This window comes from Wolbachia endosymbiont (group A) of Yponomeuta plumbellus (assembly GCF_947251575.1).
GTDB lineage: Bacteria > Pseudomonadota > Alphaproteobacteria > Rickettsiales > Anaplasmataceae > Wolbachia > Wolbachia pipientis.
The window spans coordinates 910,736-931,357 of record NZ_OX366353.1 but is presented as its reverse complement, the minus strand read 5'-3'; the positions used below and the strand labels follow the sequence as shown (position 1 = coordinate 931,357).

The window sequence follows — 20,622 nt, the reverse complement described above, 5'->3', positions numbered from 1 at the left end:
TGTGTTTTCCATATTGAGCTTACAGCACGTAGCTTTGATGTAGAAGTTTGGGTAACGTTATGATAGTAATTTATATAATTCTGTGTGCTATCTTTATAGCTGTTTTAGACAGTTCATTAGACTCTTAATTATGGGGTATGTTTAACTTAGGAAAGATTTTCATAAATGTTGAAAAGTAAAATGAATAAGTTGTAGTATTTATGTTTTTTCCCTGAGTTGTAAAATTTCAGAATGAGAGAGACCGGTAATTTGTGATATGATATCAGTAGAGACACCGGCTTTAAGTAGGTTTTTTGCCACAGCTATTTTAGCTTGTTTTACTCCTATGATTATTGTCCAGTAGAAATTTCAAATTTTGTAAAATCTTTAAAAACCCAGTTATTTTAAAGAGTGTAGAAAATAGTTATAAGAAATTTTCTAGCAGTAGCAGTTATAGCCTTAGCAGAACCACGCTTCTTTTTTATATGTTCATAAAAGCTTTTCAAGTAAGGACTGTAACGTACAGCAATCCAAGTACATTGAACTAAAGAAGTACGCGCTATTTTTGACCCTCGTTTGGTAATTCTTCCAATTGTACATTGCTGATTAGATTGAGAAACTCTTGGTACAACTCCAAAATATGCAGTAAGTTTCTCAGGTCTACGGAAATCATTAATGTCTCCAATTGTTACAATAAAAACAGCTGCAGAAATTGGACCTATTCCTTTTATGCTGATAAGATTGCTGAACCCAGGAAGTTGTTTAGCGAAAGCTATAATTTCCTTTTCAAGCTTTTTAAGGCTTTCTCGGATAGCTTCTAAATGATAGCTAATCACTTCAATTTCAACTTTTTCTAAAGGATCCCAATTATGCTTTTGAGTAGCACGTTCAAATCCTACTTTAGTTGTAAGTACTTCTTTTTTAATTTTTATTCCATGGTAATTAAAAAGACCATGAACTTTATTGATTAAAGATACCCGTGACTTTACTAACTGATCTCTCATTTGAAGAAGAGAAGCTAACTGCTGGCATTGTTTGTTTTTGCACCTTGCCTCAGGCAACATATCTTTGCTGAGAAAGAAAGCAATAGCTCGTGCATCATGCTTATCTGTTTTGTTCACAGAGCGACGAACAACTTCAAACTGCCCAGGAGCAATTATTACTATGCGTTTAACGTAAGGTGAAACTGCATCATAAAAGAAACAGCTGTTACCTGTTGCCTCTATGGCTACTTCATCTGTTTCTTGAAGATCTTTGGTGAAATTATCCAAGTCTTTTAAGCGAAACGTTTGAATATGCTCAGGTTTCCCTTCCTGTAAGTAACAAACAGTAAAACTATTGGTATGTAAATCGACTCCAATGTGACGCATATTTTTTCCTCCAATTGCATATTTCAATATATCAGGGTAGAATATTGCCGGTTGTTCCAAACTCCTATACGAGGTCATCACATTTTGTGAGCCTCACGATGATTTTCGGTGGCAGGGGCAGTTAATCTCCCCCACGAAGTCTTCTTTCTACTCCCTGGGCAGAAAGTGCTTCAGAAAAACATCCAACCTGCCACCTATCCACTCTGAGAAGTCATTATCTTCTCTTGCTTCCAACCAAGCAATACTTATTCATACCATCTCCCCCAAAAAGGCAGTTTTTTCCTATTTCTTCGTCTCTTTTTTTGTAACTCAGCCCACATTTCCTTATTTTCTACTCTCACTTGCACCTGATCTGCCTCTTGGTACAACACAATATTTAGCTTACCAATGCTCGTAGGAAATTCTAACATGACAGAGCTGCCATCTGAAATATCGGTATAGTTTCTTATACCTCCCTTCTCACTTTTAACTTCAACTGCATCATTACCAATTTTTAAGATATTACTTCCTAACTTTCTGTTTGCTTCCAGTATTTTGGCTACCTCTACCTTACTATTCCCAGAAAATTCTATATACGATGTTGTATTATCTATCTCAACATCTATTAATTCTCCTTCTTGCACAGCACTTTCGCCAGCCTTCTCTAGTTCTTCTAGTTGCTTATCTATCTGTGGTTGAACTTCTGGTTGTAGCTCATCATAGATTTCACCTATCAGTTTATTCTGTAGTAGAGTATCATGAAACTCTGCACCGCTTAGCATTAATTTTCGTATTAGCTTTTTACGATCAGCTTTATCAAATTTATGAAAATGTGTGCCCAGTATCACATATTCCGCGAAGCTTGTATCTTTATAATGTAAGGTATTAGAGCTAAAATATCTTATAGGAGAGGGTGAAGCCGTAGCGAAGCTAATGCCAGTAAGGCCGTAGTGGAGATACTGTCTTTATTGTCAACAAGTTATTTAGCTATAAAACAACAAAAAATTTATCTGCATTTTCTATAAATTAGTGTAACTGTGGATAAATACTTTAAGTGTGTGTGGACGTATTTATCCACAGTTATAGGACCATATCTTCTTAATCTTCTGAGAATAGTTTTACAAAGTACAGAGCTCAGTTAAAATCAAAATGATACATATTATAACTCAAAGTACATGTTAAATTACATCCTAAACAGTTGAGCATAAGATCCAAGCTTTTACTGTCAAAATTATCTCACTAAATTACCATTGAATGGTTGATCATTTTTAAGAATACCAAAAAATACATGCATTAGTTTTCTCATTAAAGCAACAATTATAACCTTTGGACATTTTCCTTTACTTGCTAAACGCTGACAAAACTTTTGAAAGTAAGAATTATGATTCTTGACTACTATAGCTGGCATATAAAGAGCTTTGCGAATACGCTCAGATCCTATTTTACATATTCGACTTTTTTTACTTACGGATGATCCTGATTGATAATGTTCTGGGTTTAGACCAGCAAAAGCTGTGAATTGTCTGGCATTATCAAAATTATCAACTGATGGCATTTCTGCAACAACAGCAACAGCTGTAAGATGTCCTACGCCTTTTATAGTCTTGATCTTTTCTGTTATATTTTTTAGATGCAAATGGTTATTAACATGTTCATTAATTTCTTTCTCTAGAGCAGCAGTTTGTGTGTCTATTGTAGCAATGACCTCAAGTATTGCTTGTTTACAATGGGAATCCGTATTTTTATTTTCCAAGCGATTCATCTGTTGTAGCTTGTCATCTTTAAATGCTTGCAAACAACGATAAAGGTCTCTTAAACGCCTAACTTCGGGAGGAGCAGGTTTCCAAAGATTAGGTTTGTTAGCAATACAAAACCTAGCAATCATGGCAGCATCTGACTTATCTGTTTTGTTTCTAAGTAGCTCACTTCTGCCAAAAGCTTTGATTTGGGCTGGGTTTACCACACTTACATTATGCTCCAAGTCATACATAAAATTAACTATATCTTCACTATAACAACCGGTTGCTTCGAGACACAGATGAATAAGTTCTGCTCCATGATGATTGCACCAAGCCACAAGCTTTTCAAAACCATCATGATTATTTTGAAAGACTTTGTACCGTTCTTTGTTGCCTACCAATAAACAAACATCAAATTTCTTTTTAGAAATGTCCACACCTAAAACAGCATTTGCTTGCATAAAATTGCCTCCAAGACTATAAATTAGGTTGAGAGTTTAGACTAACCTTGTAAATACGGGATATAATTCCAAAGATACTGTTCAGTCTTTTAACCCTATTGAGAGGGAGAGCAAAATCTCCATTCTCCATCATTACATGCATTTAGCCTTGCTCCAGCAGCTAGTGCTTCGTCTACAACCTTGTGCAGTTCATTTGGACTTTTTGCTCTTACCACAGCACTCTTAAACCAGCTCAACTTTTCTGCACTTGGCTTTATTTTTTTCAAAGCTGAAGCAAATGGATTTTTATCTTCTTGATCACTTACAGGTTTTGTACCATATATGTAATCAAGTCCCTTTCCGTAGTTGATTTGAACGTCTCTATTAGGGAAGGGCACTTCTCCAGGTTTTTTAGCCTTATTAATTTTGCTTACAAAAGTAGGCTGCTGGCTAGTACGACCAATTCCTACAATAGCATTTAACATCTCACCTTTTGACAATTTATCAAGATCAACGTTTAACTCGTAGATACCTCCTTCCTTATCACCAAAAGGTACGATTATTTTATTACCCATATTACCTCCACTATTAAAAATACTTTTTAAGCGTACAATAAACTTTATTATTATACATTATATTACTCATTATAAATTATAGTGAGTAGATTTGCAAATACTTTCTACTATAACAATCCGTTCTCTCGAAAGCTGAAATAGCCTCCACTTGTGATGATAATATGGTCAAACAATTTTACGCTTACAGTACTACATGCTGCTGCTAAGCTCTTTGTTACTTCTTGATCTTCTTCTGAAGGTTCTAAACTTCCCCCAGGGTGGTTGTGTGACATTATTACTAATGTTGCATTCTTTATTAATGCTTTTCTTGTAATTTCCTTTATGTATACTGGTGCTTTTTCCATTTCACCAATATAGGATTCTTCTCCAATTAGTTGACGCCTTTTATTCAAGTACAGTATTTTTACACATTCCCTTTCTGAGTGGCCTATACTTACGTTTAAGTACTCTACTAGCCCTTGTAAGTCCATTATTGGCTCACTCTTAAGCTTTTCTCTGAGCACCCTTTCTAGTGTTTCCTTAACACACATAATCATTGCTACTGCAGAATCAGTCACTCCTTCTATAACTTTCAGGTCATCCATTTCTCTACCTAAAATCCTTCCTACTCCCGTATAAGTATTCACCAGATTTTTAGCAATTTCTTGAGCCTGTGGTCTTTCATGTACTGCACTTAGAAACGTTTCCATTATTTCACGATCAAGTAGTGCTTTGCCTTTGCTTTCTAATATTCTGAATTCGATTTCTTCTTTACTTTTATTCATATAATTTACCCTTCACTAACAACAAACTTTTTTTAGATATTTACTGCTGTTTTTTATCAGCATTGGCATAGAGCCATAGCTTCCGAGTGAAGTCAAATCAATTTTTCAATCTTTTTTTACTTATTTTTTCATGAATAGGTGAAGATATTAATATATGATGATTTTTTTATTTTAAACTTGTTGAATTTCGTCTAAAGAGAGGCCTACCGCTTGCAAAATAATATCAATAGAAATTCCTCCTTTCACTAAATCCTTTGCAATTTTGATTCTTTCTTCTTCTCTAATTTTCCCCTCACAAATTTGTATGCTTTCAAACAGAGATTTTATTAGTGCATTACGTAGCTCTTGGCTTTCAATCTTTTTGTATTCTTTTATTAAATCAGGTACCACTTTATCATCTGCATCTTCTGTTAGCTCAAGTAGGTCCATGATATTAATCGATAATGCCTTTGCTATCTCATATAATTTATCAAGTGGAACAGCAACCCTTCCTTGCTCATAGTTACTTACTTCATCACGTGTTGTAGTCATTTTCTCTGCTAAATCCTTCTGAGTATATTCCCGTACTGCCCTCCATTCTTTTATCTTCTTTCCTATTTGGCAGTAAATAGAACCTCCTTTTTCTTCAACGCATTCATCAGCAGAGAGACCAATTGTTTTTGCAACAATATCAACAGAAACTCCTGCTTTTACCAAACCTTTTGCAATCTTTATTTTCTCTGCTTTTTTACTACTTTTTTCACTAACTTGAACAAAATTGGTTAGTAAACAAAACATCTTACGTAACCCTTGATCATTAATCTTTTTATATTTTCTTATTAGATTTAGTTCCTCATTTTTAAAGCAGGCTTTCTCATTTGATACAGGAATTAGGTCTACAATACCAATCGACAATATCTCTGCTATAGCATACAACTTTTCAATCGAAATTTTACGTATTCCTTTTTCATATTGTAGTACTACTTGATACGTTACACTGACTTTCTTCGCTAAATCTTTTTGAGTATATCCTCGCTTTAACCTCCAGTTCCTTACTTTTTGTGCTATCTGATACCTTATTGAGATGTTTGCCATAAATATTATACAGTTTAATACTACCAAATAAAGATATACAAAAGGGATGCTTCTTTCTATGTTTGAATTTTAGTTGAATATTTCTTCACAATTGTGTATAATTACTAATGCTTTTTAGGTTAATTCGTCATGGCTCTTTCGAAATTTCTTGATCCCAAAAATGACTTGAGCTTTAAAAAGATCTTTGGCTCTGAAAAGAATAAAAATATCTTAATTCACTTCCTCAACGATATCTTAGGTTTTTCTACTTCTGATCAAATAATGGAAATTGAATTCCTTAGTACCATTATGGATCCTGAAATTGCCTCTGACAAACAAAGCATTGTTGATGTTCTTTGCAAAGACTCTATTGGTAATAGATTTGTTATCGAAATGCAACTCGCTCGTGATAAAGGCTTTGAGAAACGTGCTCAACTTTATGCTGCTAAAGCTTACTCTCGGCAATTAGATAAATCTGGTAATTACATTCATCTTCAGAAAGTCTTCTTTATTGCTATTTCCAATTGTAACCTTCTGCCTGAAGAAGTTGACTATATTTCTACTCATAATATACGCGATATCAAAACCAATGGGCATTACTTGAAAGATTTACAATTTGTCTTTATTGAGTTGCCTAAATTTACAAAAAATAAGGTAGAGCAATTAGAGAATACTACAGAGAGATGGTGTTTCTTTTTTAAATACGCAGAAGAAACAACTGAAGAAGATCTGAAAAAGATAGCAGCAGAAGCTCCGATAATAAAGCTAGCATATGATGAATTAGACAGGTTCCGCTGGAATGAAAAGGATTTGATCGCATATGAGGAAAGAATATTGAGTGTACAGAAAGAAAAGGCTATCCTCGAGCAAAAACTTGATGATGCTAAACAAGAAGGTAGACAAGAAGGCATACAAATTGGCCATGAAAAAGGTAAAATTGAAGGTCGAAAAGAAAGGGATATTGAAGTTGCAAAAAACCTACTTAAAGCCGGTGTCTCTACTGATATCATATCACAAATTACCGGTCTCTCTCATTCTGAAATTTTACAACTCAGGGAAAAAACATAAATACTACAACTTATTCATTTTACTTTTCAACATTTATGAAAATCTTTCCTAAGTTAAACATACCCCATAATTAAGAGTCTAATGAACTGTCTAAAACAGCTATAAAGATAGCACACAGAATTATATAAATTACTATCATAACGTTACCCAAACTTCTACATCAAAGCTACGTGCTGTAAGCTCAATATGGAAAACACATCAAACATTTAGCATTTAATGTCTACTTCATCCATTTTAGTATTAGGATCATCAAACTTGCTACTGGTTTCCCTAATTATTTTGGCTACCCTCACTTTAAATTTTCCACTACTTGGCATATTATAGCTCCACCCCTTATATTATAACTTACCTATTGAGATTACCTCCAAGTTTGGTTACTCCTATCTCAGAAAGACAAGTTGATACTTCTGAATGGCTGTGAACTGAAGCATTACTTAAATAACTTTGAGGCTCTAAACTCATCTGCTGTTTTTTTGTACCATCAACTTCTAATGTACTATCTCTGTTGTGTAATATCTGCTCTATTGATTGATTTAGCAGACCCTTATTAAATTGAGCTATAAACTTTTCAAATTTCTTCGGACTTAATTTACCAGGGCACCCTGCTTCCCTACCAGGACATGCTTTCTCTACATACAATTTTAAAATCCCTGAAATTTCATTAAATTTACCACTCATGACTTTTCTAGTAATCTCTTTCTGCATTCCCATATAATCAATATTTAACCGGTGCATTGATATGCCACTTTTTAATGCAGCTTGCTCTACTACTTTCTCAAATCCCTTTGTAATATTGAGTGCATATCCCTGTGCCTCTAGTGGAGATATAGACTGATCTGCTGTAGAAATATACTTTTGACCTTTAACCTTTCTAATTAATAAGTCAAGTAACATTATCGTACCGTTTACATCCATTTTTGCATCAACTTGTGAGATTGAATTTGTAGTATTTGATGTTCCCGCAGGTAATTCAGCTTGAGAATAAAACAATTCACCTATAAAATTCTTTACTGAACCAAACAAAGAAGATGGTCTTGTGCTACTACTTGCTGCTATTTCAGGTTGACCACTTGAATCTATAGCAAGAAGATTACGTGATAAGTGACTACGATGATGATCATGATCTCCATGGTGATGACGGCGTTTACGTTGTGCAGGTTTTTCTCTTTCTTCCTTGAGCTTTTGTTCTAAATATTCCACAATATTATTGTGCCCCTTGTCTTTTGCAATATCTAGAGGTGTTTTACCACTACTATCTTTAGTACCAATATTAGCACCATTATTTATAAGATGCTGCAATGTATCTAAATGACCACCCCAAGAAGCCAAGTGTAGTGGCGTCTCGCCATTTTTATCAGCTTCGTTAATACTTGCTCCTCTCATGAGAAAAAGTTGTATAACCTCTTCATCATTGCTCTCAGCAGTAGTGTATGTAGAACCTCTACCATATACATCTTGAATATCCTTATGATTATTCATAACAGCAAAGTGCATAGGAGTCCTGCCAAGTATATCCTTAGCATTCACATTAGCTCCTTTATTAACCAATAACTTAGCAATATCTGAATGACCTTTCAATGCAGACCAGTGTAGTAATGTGCAGCCATATTTATCAGCAACATTAACGCTACCTTCTCCCTCAACAATAAGCTTAACTGTGTCCAAATTACCTTCCCAAGCAAAATAATATGCACCATGCCTATCTTCGCCTCCATTAATACCTTTAGCAATAAGACTATTAATTGTCTTTAGATCATCTTCACTTTTCACAGTAAGTAACAATTCTTTATCTAAGTATGCCTGCCTCAAAATCTTGATTATACTTGAGTCTGCAACATCTAGAGGAGTTCTATCATTATTATCTTTAGCATCGATATCAGCATCTTTACTTATAAGATACTTCACAATATCTAAATGATGAAAAGACTGTGAAGCATAATGTAGAGGAGTTTTATCATCATTATCTTTAATATTAATATTAGCACCTTGATTTACAAGATCTTTTACTTTATTAAAATCACCATCTTGTACCGCAGCCAACAATTGTTCATTCAGTATTTGTTGTAAACAACCTACAACATCATTGTGTTTTTGATCAGTAGCAACATCTAAAGGTGTTTTACCGTCCTTGTCTTTAGCATTAATATCTGCTCCCTTACTTATAAGATACTCTACTACATCCAGATGACCACTCCAAGAAGCCGAATGCAATGGTACCTGCCCATCATTATCTCTTAGATTAACATCAACTTTTCCTTCATCTACAAAATACTTTACCACATCTAGCTTACCATTGTAAGCAGCATAGTGTAGGGGAACTCTACCGCCATTATCTCTGATTTCTAAAATATTTTTCTCACCCATAGAACATTTAATTATATCTAAATGATTACCTAAAGAAGCATTACATGGAAGAGTGCTACCATTATTGTATTTAAATATTGAATTAGCGTATTCTTCTATCAAAAACTTTGCAACCTCTAAACGTCCTCTCCATGCAGCATAGCGCAGTGGTGTGTAACCTTGTTTATCAGTATCATTAATACTTACTCCCTTGCTAAGAAAAAACTCTATGATATCTTTACTATTATTCTCAGCAGCAACATGTATAGACTTTTTACCATAAGGGCCTTTATCTGCAGCATTAATATCAGCGCCTTTCTTTACCAAAAACTCTGCAACTTCTAAATGACCTTTGTATGCAGCCCAATGTAGTGGTGTCCAACTGTACTTATCTCTATTATTAACATTAGCATTTCGACTAATAAGACTCTTCACTTTATTGAGATCTCCATCTTGCACTGCAGTCAATAATTCTTTATCCAAATCTAACTGTGCTTTTTTCAAAAATTCTATTACATTTACGCGATTCTTTTGAGCAGCTAAGTCTAAAGGTGTTCTACCGTCGGCAGTTAAAGCATTAATATTAGCACCTCTCTCAACAAGATACTTAACTACATCTAATGAACCCAATTGAACAGCCCAATGAAGAGGCATCCAACTTTCATTATCTTTGGCATTAATATCAGCACCGTTATTTATGAGAAGTTTAACTATATTTAAATTATCCTTTTGAATTGCCCAGAACACAGAGACCCAACCCAGACTACTTTGAGCATTAACATTAGCACCTCGTCTGATATTGTCTCTAACTTTACCAAGATCTTCTTTTTCTACAGCAATCAATAATTCTCTATCCAGATTTAATTGTGTTTGTTTTAAAATTTCCACTATATCTGTGTAACCCTTTTGCTCAACCAACTCTAAAGGTGTTTTATTGTCTTTATTTTTAGCCTTTAAACTAGCTCCCTTTTCGATAAGATATTTTGCTACGTTAAAGTGACCATTATTACAAGCATTATGTAGAGGAGTATTATCATTATTATCTTTAGCTTCTAAATTAGCACCTTGAGCAATAAGATCTTTTACTTTATCAAGATTACCATCCCTTGCATTAATTAATAACCCTTGATCCAACTCCGCCTTCTTCAAAATTTCTATCATATCTCCTTTAGTAGCTAAGTCTAAAGGTGTTTTATTATTCTCATCTTTAGCATTGACACTAGCGCCTCTATCAAGAAGAAGTTTTACTACGTTCAACCTTCCTGCTTCAACAGCAAGATGTAGAGGTTTTCTATTATGGTCGTCTTGAGACTCTATGTCAGCACCTTCATCAAGAAGAAATTGAGCTATATCCAGATTACCCTCTTGAGCAGCAAAATGTAAAGGCGTTCCCTGATACGTTATCTCATTATTAAATTTTGCACCGTTACTAACAAGAAGCTTGACCACACCCCATTTACCTGACTGAGCAGCATAAAGTATCGGTGTCCAATCACGCCCGTCTTGAACTTCGATACTTGCACCTCTGTCAAGAAGGAATTGAACCATATCCAAATTATTTCCTGATGCAGCAAAGTGTAAAAGTGTTTTACCTTCCTTATCTTGAGCATCAATATTAGCACCTCTATCAAGGAGTAGTTTTACTATACTACATTTACCTGACTGAGTAGCAAGAAATATTGGTGTGTAACCAAACTCGTCTTGAATTTCGGTATTAGCACCTCTGTCAAGAAGAAGTTTGGCCTTATCCCATTCACCAGCTCCAGAAGCAAGATGCAAAGATGTCCTACCAAGTTTACCTTGAGCATTTATGTCTCCACTGTTTGGAGCCTCTAAAGGTATAGAATTCTTTTGTGAATTAATAATAGAACTCACATTATTTAATTCATCAATACTATCTGAATTACGTATTTTATCTATTTCGTTACTTAATAATATTTCTTTGTCAGCAAATTTTATAGATAATGTTTCCATTTTAAGTTCTTTATAAAAATCTTTAAAATGTATAATACACAACTCACTTGCTTCTATATCAGCATTAAAGGCATTGGTAACTATCAGATCATATTTATCATGAAGATAGGTATACTGCCCTGCTTTTTTAGATATGATTAGTTTATTCTTTTCTTCCACGTCTTGAGGTGTTACTACAATAATTTTCTCATCAGAAATAAAGAACGAAGACTTTAAACCTAAACTATCATCGATTTCCATCGGTGCATTATCAAAAATAATTTGTAATTTTTTATACCACTTATTTACAAGGGCATCTTTCAACCTAACTGTTATTACATCTTGCTGCAAGCCGGTAGCTGATATAGATAACTTAATTAATAAATCACTTTTGCCTTTAATAACTGTTGGTATCGGTTTTATACTCAAATCCCTATTTATCTGCTGCACCAACTGATGTAGGTCTAATGTACTTCTTAAACTTTTCTTTCCATTGACATCATCATTAATCACTACTTCTTGAATAGGGAAGTTTTCAATATCAAGTGTTTCATAACCTGAAGTAATTACACATACATCGTTTCCGCTTAGAACAATATTTCTTCTCTCACTTGCATTGAGTTCATTACATACATCTCTCCTCATAGAATCCGCAGCATTGCTTCTCCCTCTATTATTTAAATAACTATCTAAATATAACTTATTTTTTGACTGATTTAAAAAGGTATGCCTTTCAACATCTTCCACTATAGCAGATATTCTACTTGCTATTTGCTGACTATTTTCTTCAGTTAATATTAACTGATAGTCCACTGCAGTTTGATTATAACCATTTAATTCTCGTATGCTACGTCTCTTGCGAGTAGATCCACAATTTTCAATTTTCCACTTAAATTGACCACCCTCTTCATTTGAAGGCCAAGTGAACACATACCGCCTATCCCTGTCACACTTGTTTAAGTGGTACATGCAATCATTATTAGGTGAGTACAAGTACCTTCCATACTCAACATTCTTGAGATACACATTATCACCATTAGGCTCAACCTTCCACTTAAATTTATCACTATTGCTATTTGAAGGCCAGGTAAACGCATACCGCCTACCCCTGTCACAATCGTTTAAGTGGTATGTACAATCATCATTGGGCGAATACAAATACCTTCCATACTCAACATTCTTTAAATACACATTATCGCCATTGAGCTCAACCTTCCACTTAAATTGATCACTATTTCCATTTGAAGGCCAAGTGAACACATACCGCCTATCCCTGTCACACTTGTTTAAGTGGTACATGCAATCATTATTAGGTGAGTACAAGTACCTTCCATACTCAACATTTTTAATACATATCTCTGAAGAAAATACTGCATTTCTCACTGATTCTGGTAATTTGTTTTTTAGCTTTTCAAGATCAGATTTCTCTTCTGAATTGACGCTAGGCGTTGTCATGGTCTCTCTAATAGAGTAAGCTAATTTGAACATTGCACCATCATTCTTTGGTATTTTGTCAAACGCAGCTATATAACCTGGAATAAACCGACCAATATAATGGTGACTGCGTATAAACCTTAATATTCCTTCTATACCTACACCCGCGTATGTGTCATTTACAGCTTCCTTAATTGCTTCATTAAACAACCTTTCATCGAAATTATAAACCTTATCTATGAGTTCAATAGTCGAAGCACTACGACTATGCAGTATACCCTCCTTTAGCACCTTTTTGGCTGCACTTTTTATTGAATCTCTTAAACTACTTATACAAGACTCTACCAATCTTTTTGCATTAGATGGAATATTTGCTTGGTTAACAACTTCCTTCTTTAAAAATCCAACCTGTTTTATCATTTTAGATGCGTCATTACTTTTAGTCTTGATCCTGTTACAAAGAAGTTCAATTACACCTGAGTCATTATTGTAAGCAGCTAAGTACAGAGGTGTTCTACCATCGTTGTTTTTAGCCTCGATATCAGCACCTCTATCAAGAAGAAGATTAATTATATTTTGCTTGGCTTCTTCAACAGCCAAATGCAGGGGTGTCTGACCCTCCTTACTTCTAATTTCAATGTTAGCACCTTTATCTACAAGAAAACTAACCATATCAAAGTTGCTGTAATGAACAGCATAGTGTAAAAGTGCCCAATTATCATCGTTGCAACTAGTTAAGGCATTAATGTCACCTTTCTTCTCTAAAAATGATTTAAATACACTTTTGCTTAATTTCACATTACCGTTGTAAACAGCATAATTCAAAGCTGTCCAGTTCTGTGAACACTGATTTTTATGTTCAACATCAGCAGTACTTTTTTTAGCAGCTTTATCAAGAAGAACTTTAACTTCATCCTCTTTACCTTCATAAACTGCTGTGCTTACCAATGGTTTTAATACCCCCAATCCTGAAGTTATCATCCGCTTATTGCACTGATCTATTATGTCTGAATCATAACCATTCAGCAAAAGATCATTTTCTAACTTTTCAAGCAATGTTAAAATCTGATTACTACTTGGCGTTTTATTTTTTAATTCCTCAATTTGTTCTAAATTACAGGAACTTTCTGTAAAGCTAACCCGGTCTTGCAGTGAAGGAAAACCAAGACATTGATGTGCTGGGTCTCTATTTTCTCTTTCAAAATCGTCAACTGATATTAAACATTTAAAGTCATTTTCTACTTTAGGAGTATATTTACTTCTATTTTGGTAATTTTCTGAAGCTTTATTAATTAAAGCTTGTATTTTTCTTACCTCAGATAAACTAAACCTATCTAATCTACGGAGCGTTATTGGTTCTAAACCTAGATCAAACTCCAACGTAGAAATTCTATGAAATTCATTATTATCCCAATCTTTTATATTGATCGTGTGATTAGACATCTTATCGCGAAATATCAGATCTGCACCATTGCTGAAAATTTCAACTTGACCAGGAGTAATATTCTTTAATATCATTACTCCTATGCGCTCTTCGTCTTTTCCTATAAAAGTAGAGATACTTTTTTCCGACCTTTGGTTATGCTGGATAACATTAGTAGGATTACTAAAATCCATAATGTATTCTTTTACAATTCTTTTATAATTATCTCTAAGTTTATCCTTATACTCCATTACATTATCAACGTTCTCCAACAACCCAGAAGATAGGAAAAGGTCATTATTATTCCATAAAGAATAAGAAATATTTTTCCATTTATTTCGGTTAGTATAAAACCCTTCTATTCTAATAATAAAAGGAATTTCATTTTCTCTCCTTTCTCTTATTAATAAGAGGTCATCTTTATCTTTATATTTTTCAATATCTTCAAGACGGGAATCTATTACTACATGATCACCTTGAAAATCTTTAGGTAACACAAACATGTTTTGAGCTTGTGTAGAGTGGAAAAAAGGAACTAATTTACCCTTTCCCGAAGAAGAGGGAGAACAAAACATTGATTGTATATTGGGGATAAAAGTTTCTCCTTTTTTGTTCATAACTATAAGATGCCTATAATTAGGATCTTGAAAGTAATTTTTCACTCGAATGTTACTATTATTGTATTTTAAATACAGATCACATTGCTGGATTGAAAAATCTTTCTCAACTGCCGACATAAATAGTGTATCTAGTTTTTTATCACTTGAGTTATTATCAATTTTAACTTCTCTACTATTTATATCATTGCTAATAAAATACACATCACTTCCTCCTCCTCCCCTAGCAAACATAGTTCCTTGATCGAAGTTTATTACATCATCTTCCAGAGAACCAAAAACCATATGTGGAACTGCACTATTACCATGATTCTGTACTCTATCTCTGATAACACTAAAGACTTTGTAATCCTTGTTATTGTTTAGAATTTTCTTATAATGACTTGCAACATCGTCAAAATTATCTAAGGAATGTTCTGAATGTAATTCAAATGAAGTAATTTTTATAGTTGATGAGTCTGATCTTTCAATCTTAGGAACAATATTACTACCATTTTTGTCTATTAGTGCAAAGTGAGGTTTATTACTGCTTTGCTCGACATAATTTTTTACATCAAGAGTAATTTGATTGTTTTTACCAAAATTTATTTTTAAAGATAAAGTATTACTATTTGTAGAGTAAGTTATTTGATCACAATCATCTAATAAATCAATTTCCGGAAAAATTACAGTTCCTGTTCCATCTACATCAATTTCTGAATATAAACCCTTACCTTTGTAGTCTGCAGCTTTTACGTAAAAAGTATAGTTGCTCTTTCCACCCTTAACTGTAGTATACGGCGAAATAATTACTTTTTTACAATTTTCAACTACATCTTTCTCATTTTTATTAGAACCACCACTACTATCTATGATAACGTCACGATCATCGATTCCTGTAAAGTGTTCAGAGTAACCCATGCACGAAATCTCATCCACCTTGTTCTTTCTTCCAACATAGTAGTAATTAAAGATGCCATTATTATCAATTTGATCATTGATTAGCCAACGACCATTTACTCTTGCCTTTAATGACCCAGAGGCACTAGGCTTAAAACGATAGTTAACATTCACTCCTATAACTGTATCTTTCAATTGGCTCAAATCAAGTATATTAACAGAGTTACTTTCACCAATAATTTTACCTGAGAAGTCAACGTTATTTACAACAAACCTATTTACTACCTTATTACTACCACCAGTTATGTTTGCTGTACCTGAGCCAATTAGAAAATTATTGTTCCACTCGTTACTTCCAACGACGGTACCTCTGTCCACATTGCTTAAATCATAAATAATTGTTTTGTCCTTTTGCATCATATTTACTCTCTTATCATGGCTAATAACCATTGCATTATCACAACAGTACTTAGCCGATGGAACTGAGCTTTTAATACCCTTTTCATAATCTTGACTAGTACTGTGTGGCAAACAAATCATGCTAGCACCTTCAATATAATCAGGTATAACACGCGAAAGATCTTGTGTATTGGCATTTTTCCTATTCATCATAATCGTTGCATAATCTGGACGAAGAGTATTACCGTTTATTTTTCCAAGACCAATACCATAAGCAACAACATTACTAGGGTCATTATTTAAAGCTTTCCAAGCTCCTTTAGCTAGACTATTAACCATTTCCTTTCTTGCTGCAAGATGTTGTACATCTTGTGGTACAGGTTGAAAAACAAATGTATGCCAAAAAATACGCCAATTTTCATCATGGGTTGTATCATACTTTTTCTCGTACTCCACGATATTGCTAACACCACTATAAATTCCATAACCTACCATGAGCCCAAACCCAACTGCAATACCAACTACCGGCATACTTGCTGCTGTAAGAGCAACACCAGAAACAAATGACACACCAGAAAAAGATATAGATGCTATATTATCTCTTATTTCCTTTTCTCCACATGGATTATCACTATCCTCTCTTTTTTTACAATCAACAAGATTACTTGCTGACATACCTATATCAACAATATCAAAAACACCAGCTATAGCTCCTGCCGTACCTTTTGCTATTGTACTTCCAAACTTTACACCTGCAATCCGAATAGCAAATTTTGTCTGTTTACCCAGAGTGCCTGATACAATTTTTCCTACAACCTTTTCAGCTGATGCTACAACTTTTGGAGTAATTTTAACCATTACATTCTCAATTGGTTGAGACGCAAAAGACCATCCTATTCCGCCTAGATTTAATCCACAATCTGTGGCTGTCCCTTCCTTGCAAGATACGATAGCACCATGGATCCCTCTTATTAATTGTATCCCACCAGCAGCATTCATTAACCTGCCTTTTAATTTTGAGCCTTTTGTTGCGCTGCTAGCTTGCTGTGAGATATCTCCATGCAAATTCTTAACACGTTCATTCTGAATATAACGTTCATATCCTTGATCTTCAGTTACCTTATCAAGTAAGTACTTATGATCCCCTTCAATACTTTTGTCCCCAACAAACTCTATTAACTGAGCATTTTTCGCTTCATCTTGACTACTTTTAACATAAGTTAGAAATTTTTCGCTATCAATTATAATTTTGTCTGCATTATTTTCATCCACTTTGCCTTTACTAAACTTTTCTACATCACCCTTTGAAAATAAACAAGGATTAATACTTCTTCTACTTCTACCTCCTCCTACGCAACTATTTAGGTCGAATTTTGGTTGTTGTGTCCCAGCAAGTACAGCCTCTAAGTTAGCTATACGTTGTGGATCTATACTTAATGTGTTTGAAATACCTTCTCTCATACGTATAAAATGATTTTCTCTTCTTTGAATTCGCAAATGGTTACGTATTTCATCAGGAATATTACTTAATCTATTTCCTTGCAACACAGTATTAATATCTCTAGCGTTTTCTAACGCCCATAAGCCGCAATTATAACCATCTCTTTGTTGAATAACAGAAACATCATTAACGGTAATTTGAGCCTGTTGTAAAACTTGACGAATATTATCTGGAACATTATTACCCAACGAGTCTACATAGTATCCATTATACTGCCCATTTTGATGGGAGACGACCAACGTAACCCAGTGATTATTATCTAAATTAACAATTAAAGTTAATGGCCTTCTTTCACCTCTTGTTGTTACGCTATTCTGAAACTGTTGCAATTGATTAACTATATGTTCTGGTGATCCCACTATTTCAAACAATGTGTCAGCTCCATCAATTCCATAATCGTATTTTATTCTTGCAATATCAGCTATATCATGTTGTTGAAGCCAATAATGATAATCTTTTTCTGCTGTTGCAGATTCTAATGTACGTAAATTCTCCTCTTGTATACCAATATTTTTGAGTCTCTGAGTTACCTCTTGTATTTCTTCTAAATGTTTTCTCTTAGCTATGTCAATAGAACTATGAACTACTATAGCAGAAACAAACTCATCACTCGTTAATATTAAAGAATTTTTATCTTTAGCCTTCATATTAACAACCACACCCATGAAAAACATTTTATCACTATCTGTAATTGCTTTCAGTGCCGCCCCTTTAGCATATCTAACATTTTGTTCTTTTGTTAATTTATCAACTTCTTTTTTCATTCCTTCTTCATCTAAGTTTTTATCTATAAGCTTAAATTCTAGCGCTATAGGAGTGTATTCTTTAGTACCCTGAGGTGAAGGACCAATACCTTGAATTACCATATCTACACGACCACCTGCTCCTACTTGAAATTCAGGTATAATTACAGTCTTTGCAGAATCTTGTTGTTTTGTAGAAGTCTCTTTTAGCTTCAAATCACTGTAACTACTAAGTAAACCATTAAGAACAGCTTGTAACCTTGCTTCATTAGTAATCAAATCTTTAATAGGGTAAATCGTATCTGCTACTTCAGTAAGCAACACTTTATACGCTTGCAATGAACCCTCACCGTCAGAAGCATGTTGAGAAGTGATTGCTTGATCAAGTTTTGCCCTTAATTCATCAGCATGAGGTATCTCAAGAAAACTACCTCTAAATTGCTGAACGGTGCCACTTGGACTATAGTTACTTATTTGCTTTATCTCAAAAAGTTCTTCAAAATTTGACCCTGTCTCATGTTTTTTGAGACTCATTTTAATTTCTATGACATTACCTACTATTCCTATTCCAGGTATGTCCAGCACTGGAATTTTTTTATTAGCATAGAATTCTTTTGTATTGGACTCTCGTATATGAAAAATAAATGCTGTTTTCTCTTGCCCTTCATTACCTTGAACAAATATTAATGTCATAACCGGGCTTTTAGATAAAGTGTATTCTGTTCCCCGAGACCATTCGAGCGGGTACTCATCATATGAGTATATATATTTTTTTACGTTACCCCGATCTTGACCAATCTTGTTGATTAAAATTGATTGACCTAACATATCTCTACTGAAATAGTAATGATCTTTTGTTTCTTTATTTGCTGGAAAAGTATGGTATTCACTTGATAACAAACCTGCTATCTCCTGCTTAAAATCTTCTTCAGAAATTTGTTGATTATTCCATCTTTGAGCTAATTTTACAAATTCCTCCATCAAAGGAGCTGGTGGTTGTTTAATAGGTTGTACTTCAGTTTTAAACGGTTCCGCGTCATCTAAATTTAACCCAACAGCAATGGCATTATCTGCATTGGTTAAAATCCTCATCTTATTTGCTCTAAAACCTTTTATATAATCTTTAGCTTGCTCAAGTGCATCACTTGGATCAATTTGTCCTTCAGTTCCAGCCTTGAGTTCAATAAGAATTGGAACTGAATCAACAGCACGATTAGGCCCACGAACAAGCAAAACAATATCAGCGTAACCCCCTCCAGCAAATTGTTCCAAATAGAGTTTGGTATTATCACGATATCGAAAATTATCGAATATTCCTGCTACAAAACCATGTTGATCAGCTTCACGAGCCTTAATGCCATAAACATTAGCTTGTAAGTCTAAATTGGTATGAATTTTTTTAATATAATTTAGAATGGCTTTAAGATTTTCCTGAACTTGATCTATTTCTGCATCTGGGTTAGCAAGCTTTTCAATATAACTTTCTAAATAAACAGACTTACCCAACCTTTTTGTCACTTCCTGAAACTTCACTATAGGCTCGATGGGTTGATCTACAATCTTCTTTTTACTTTCTACCTTAATGTTTATTTTTTCATCTTCTCCATCACTCTTTAAGGTATATCCTTTTGCTGACGTGATTCTTGATAACTCCTTCCTGGCATCATCACTAAGATCTTTACCTTGCTTACCTAGAAACTGCTTGACTTCATCGAAAACCTTGCCTTTCAATTGGTCACGACTAACCTCGATTGTTTTAACATTACCATATACATTCTTAGCTTTATACTCTAGCACACCATCCCTTTTCAGATATAAGTATAACTTCTTTGATTTAACATCTTTGTCTGATTTAGGCTTGCTTTTTACTAACTCATACTTATCTTTTAAAATTTTTATTACATCAATTTGAAGCTTATGCGCATCTGATTTAGTATAATCTCTACCCATCACATTCTTCCACTCACCTGTGGTGAATTCGAAATTCTTAGTATTTGTTTGTTTAGAATGTTGAGCTTCTATATCTTCAGTGAAAATAAAAACATGTATTTTGGATTCTGTTTCTGCTACAACTTTTAAAGTTCTCGCCCCCTCAAAACGAAAGTGCAATTTCTTTATGCCTAACTTGTCATTAAGTTTAGTATCTAATACACTGGAAAAAGAACCTAAAAATCGATGAGGAAAAAAGCCAGGCTTTTCACTAGAATGTAAATAAGATTGTATTTGATCAACCAACGACTGATATCTTGCTTCAAAAGATTGATCTACTGCATTAGAAGTTGAAGAATCTACTTTCCCCAAAAGCAACTCAATTAACTCGAAACCTTGTGGTTTTTCTTGCTGTTGATTGTTATCAACCATAA

Annotated in this window: 6 protein-coding genes and 3 pseudogenes; 1 reads left to right on the top strand and 8 read right to left on the bottom strand. The window is 34.1% G+C overall.

The window, feature by feature from the left end:
- Positions 1 to 198 precede the first annotated feature (198 nt).
- From OPR39_RS04585 to wmk, 7 genes and pseudogenes are all read right to left on the bottom strand, one after another.
- Positions 199 to 324 (bottom strand): annotated as a pseudogene (locus OPR39_RS04585) (Rpn family recombination-promoting nuclease/putative transposase); the annotation flags it as partial.
- Positions 325 to 383: 59 nt separating this feature from the next.
- A complete protein-coding gene (locus OPR39_RS04580) occupies positions 384 to 1,349 on the bottom strand; it encodes an IS110 family RNA-guided transposase (protein WP_265039439.1) in 966 nt (321 codons plus the stop codon).
- Between the two features lie 259 nt (positions 1,350 to 1,608).
- Positions 1,609 to 2,194 (bottom strand): annotated as a pseudogene (locus OPR39_RS04575) (hypothetical protein); the annotation flags it as partial.
- Positions 2,195 to 2,559: 365 nt separating this feature from the next.
- Positions 2,560 to 3,528 carry a transposase gene (locus tag OPR39_RS04570; RefSeq protein WP_141456909.1) on the bottom strand — a complete coding sequence of 323 codons (969 nt, stop codon included), beginning with the start codon at positions 3,526 to 3,528 and terminating at the stop codon, positions 2,560 to 2,562.
- A gap of 113 nt (positions 3,529 to 3,641) precedes the next feature.
- Positions 3,642 to 4,082: pseudogene (locus tag OPR39_RS04565) on the bottom strand (hypothetical protein); the annotation flags it as partial.
- A gap of 107 nt (positions 4,083 to 4,189) precedes the next feature.
- Positions 4,190 to 4,846: a JAB domain-containing protein gene (locus OPR39_RS04560; RefSeq protein ID WP_265024375.1), complete on the bottom strand. Its 657-nt coding sequence runs from the start codon at positions 4,844 to 4,846 to the stop codon at positions 4,190 to 4,192.
- A gap of 171 nt (positions 4,847 to 5,017) precedes the next feature.
- Complete coding sequence (wmk, locus tag OPR39_RS04555) at positions 5,018 to 5,920, bottom strand: WO male-killing family protein Wmk (protein ID WP_265039236.1); 903 nt, start codon at positions 5,918 to 5,920, stop codon at positions 5,018 to 5,020.
- A 129-nt stretch (positions 5,921 to 6,049) separates the two neighbouring features.
- Here wmk and OPR39_RS04550 point away from each other — a divergent pair, with 129 nt between their 5' ends.
- Positions 6,050 to 6,967, top strand: a complete 918-nt coding sequence (locus OPR39_RS04550; protein ID WP_265039234.1) for an Rpn family recombination-promoting nuclease/putative transposase — start codon at positions 6,050 to 6,052, stop codon at positions 6,965 to 6,967.
- Between the two features lie 345 nt (positions 6,968 to 7,312).
- Here OPR39_RS04550 and OPR39_RS04545 read toward each other — a convergent pair whose 3' ends face one another.
- Positions 7,313 to 20,620, bottom strand: a complete 13,308-nt coding sequence (locus OPR39_RS04545) for an ankyrin repeat domain-containing protein (protein ID WP_265039233.1) — start codon at positions 20,618 to 20,620, stop codon at positions 7,313 to 7,315.
- Between the last annotated feature and the right edge of the window lie 2 nt (positions 20,621 to 20,622).

Coding starts and splice junctions, on each gene's coding strand:
- OPR39_RS04550 (WP_265039234.1), top strand. CDS start 6,050: ATGGCTCTTTCGAAATTTCTTGATCCCAAAAATGACTTGAGCTTTAAA.
- OPR39_RS04545 (WP_265039233.1), bottom strand. CDS start 20,620: ATGGTTGATAACAATCAACAGCAAGAAAAACCACAAGGTTTCGAGTTA.
- wmk (WP_265039236.1), bottom strand. CDS start 5,920: ATGGCAAACATCTCAATAAGGTATCAGATAGCACAAAAAGTAAGGAAC.
- OPR39_RS04580 (WP_265039439.1), bottom strand. CDS start 1,349: ATGCGTCACATTGGAGTCGATTTACATACCAATAGTTTTACTGTTTGT.
- OPR39_RS04560 (WP_265024375.1), bottom strand. CDS start 4,846: ATGAATAAAAGTAAAGAAGAAATCGAATTCAGAATATTAGAAAGCAAA.
- OPR39_RS04570 (WP_141456909.1), bottom strand. CDS start 3,528: ATGCAAGCAAATGCTGTTTTAGGTGTGGACATTTCTAAAAAGAAATTT.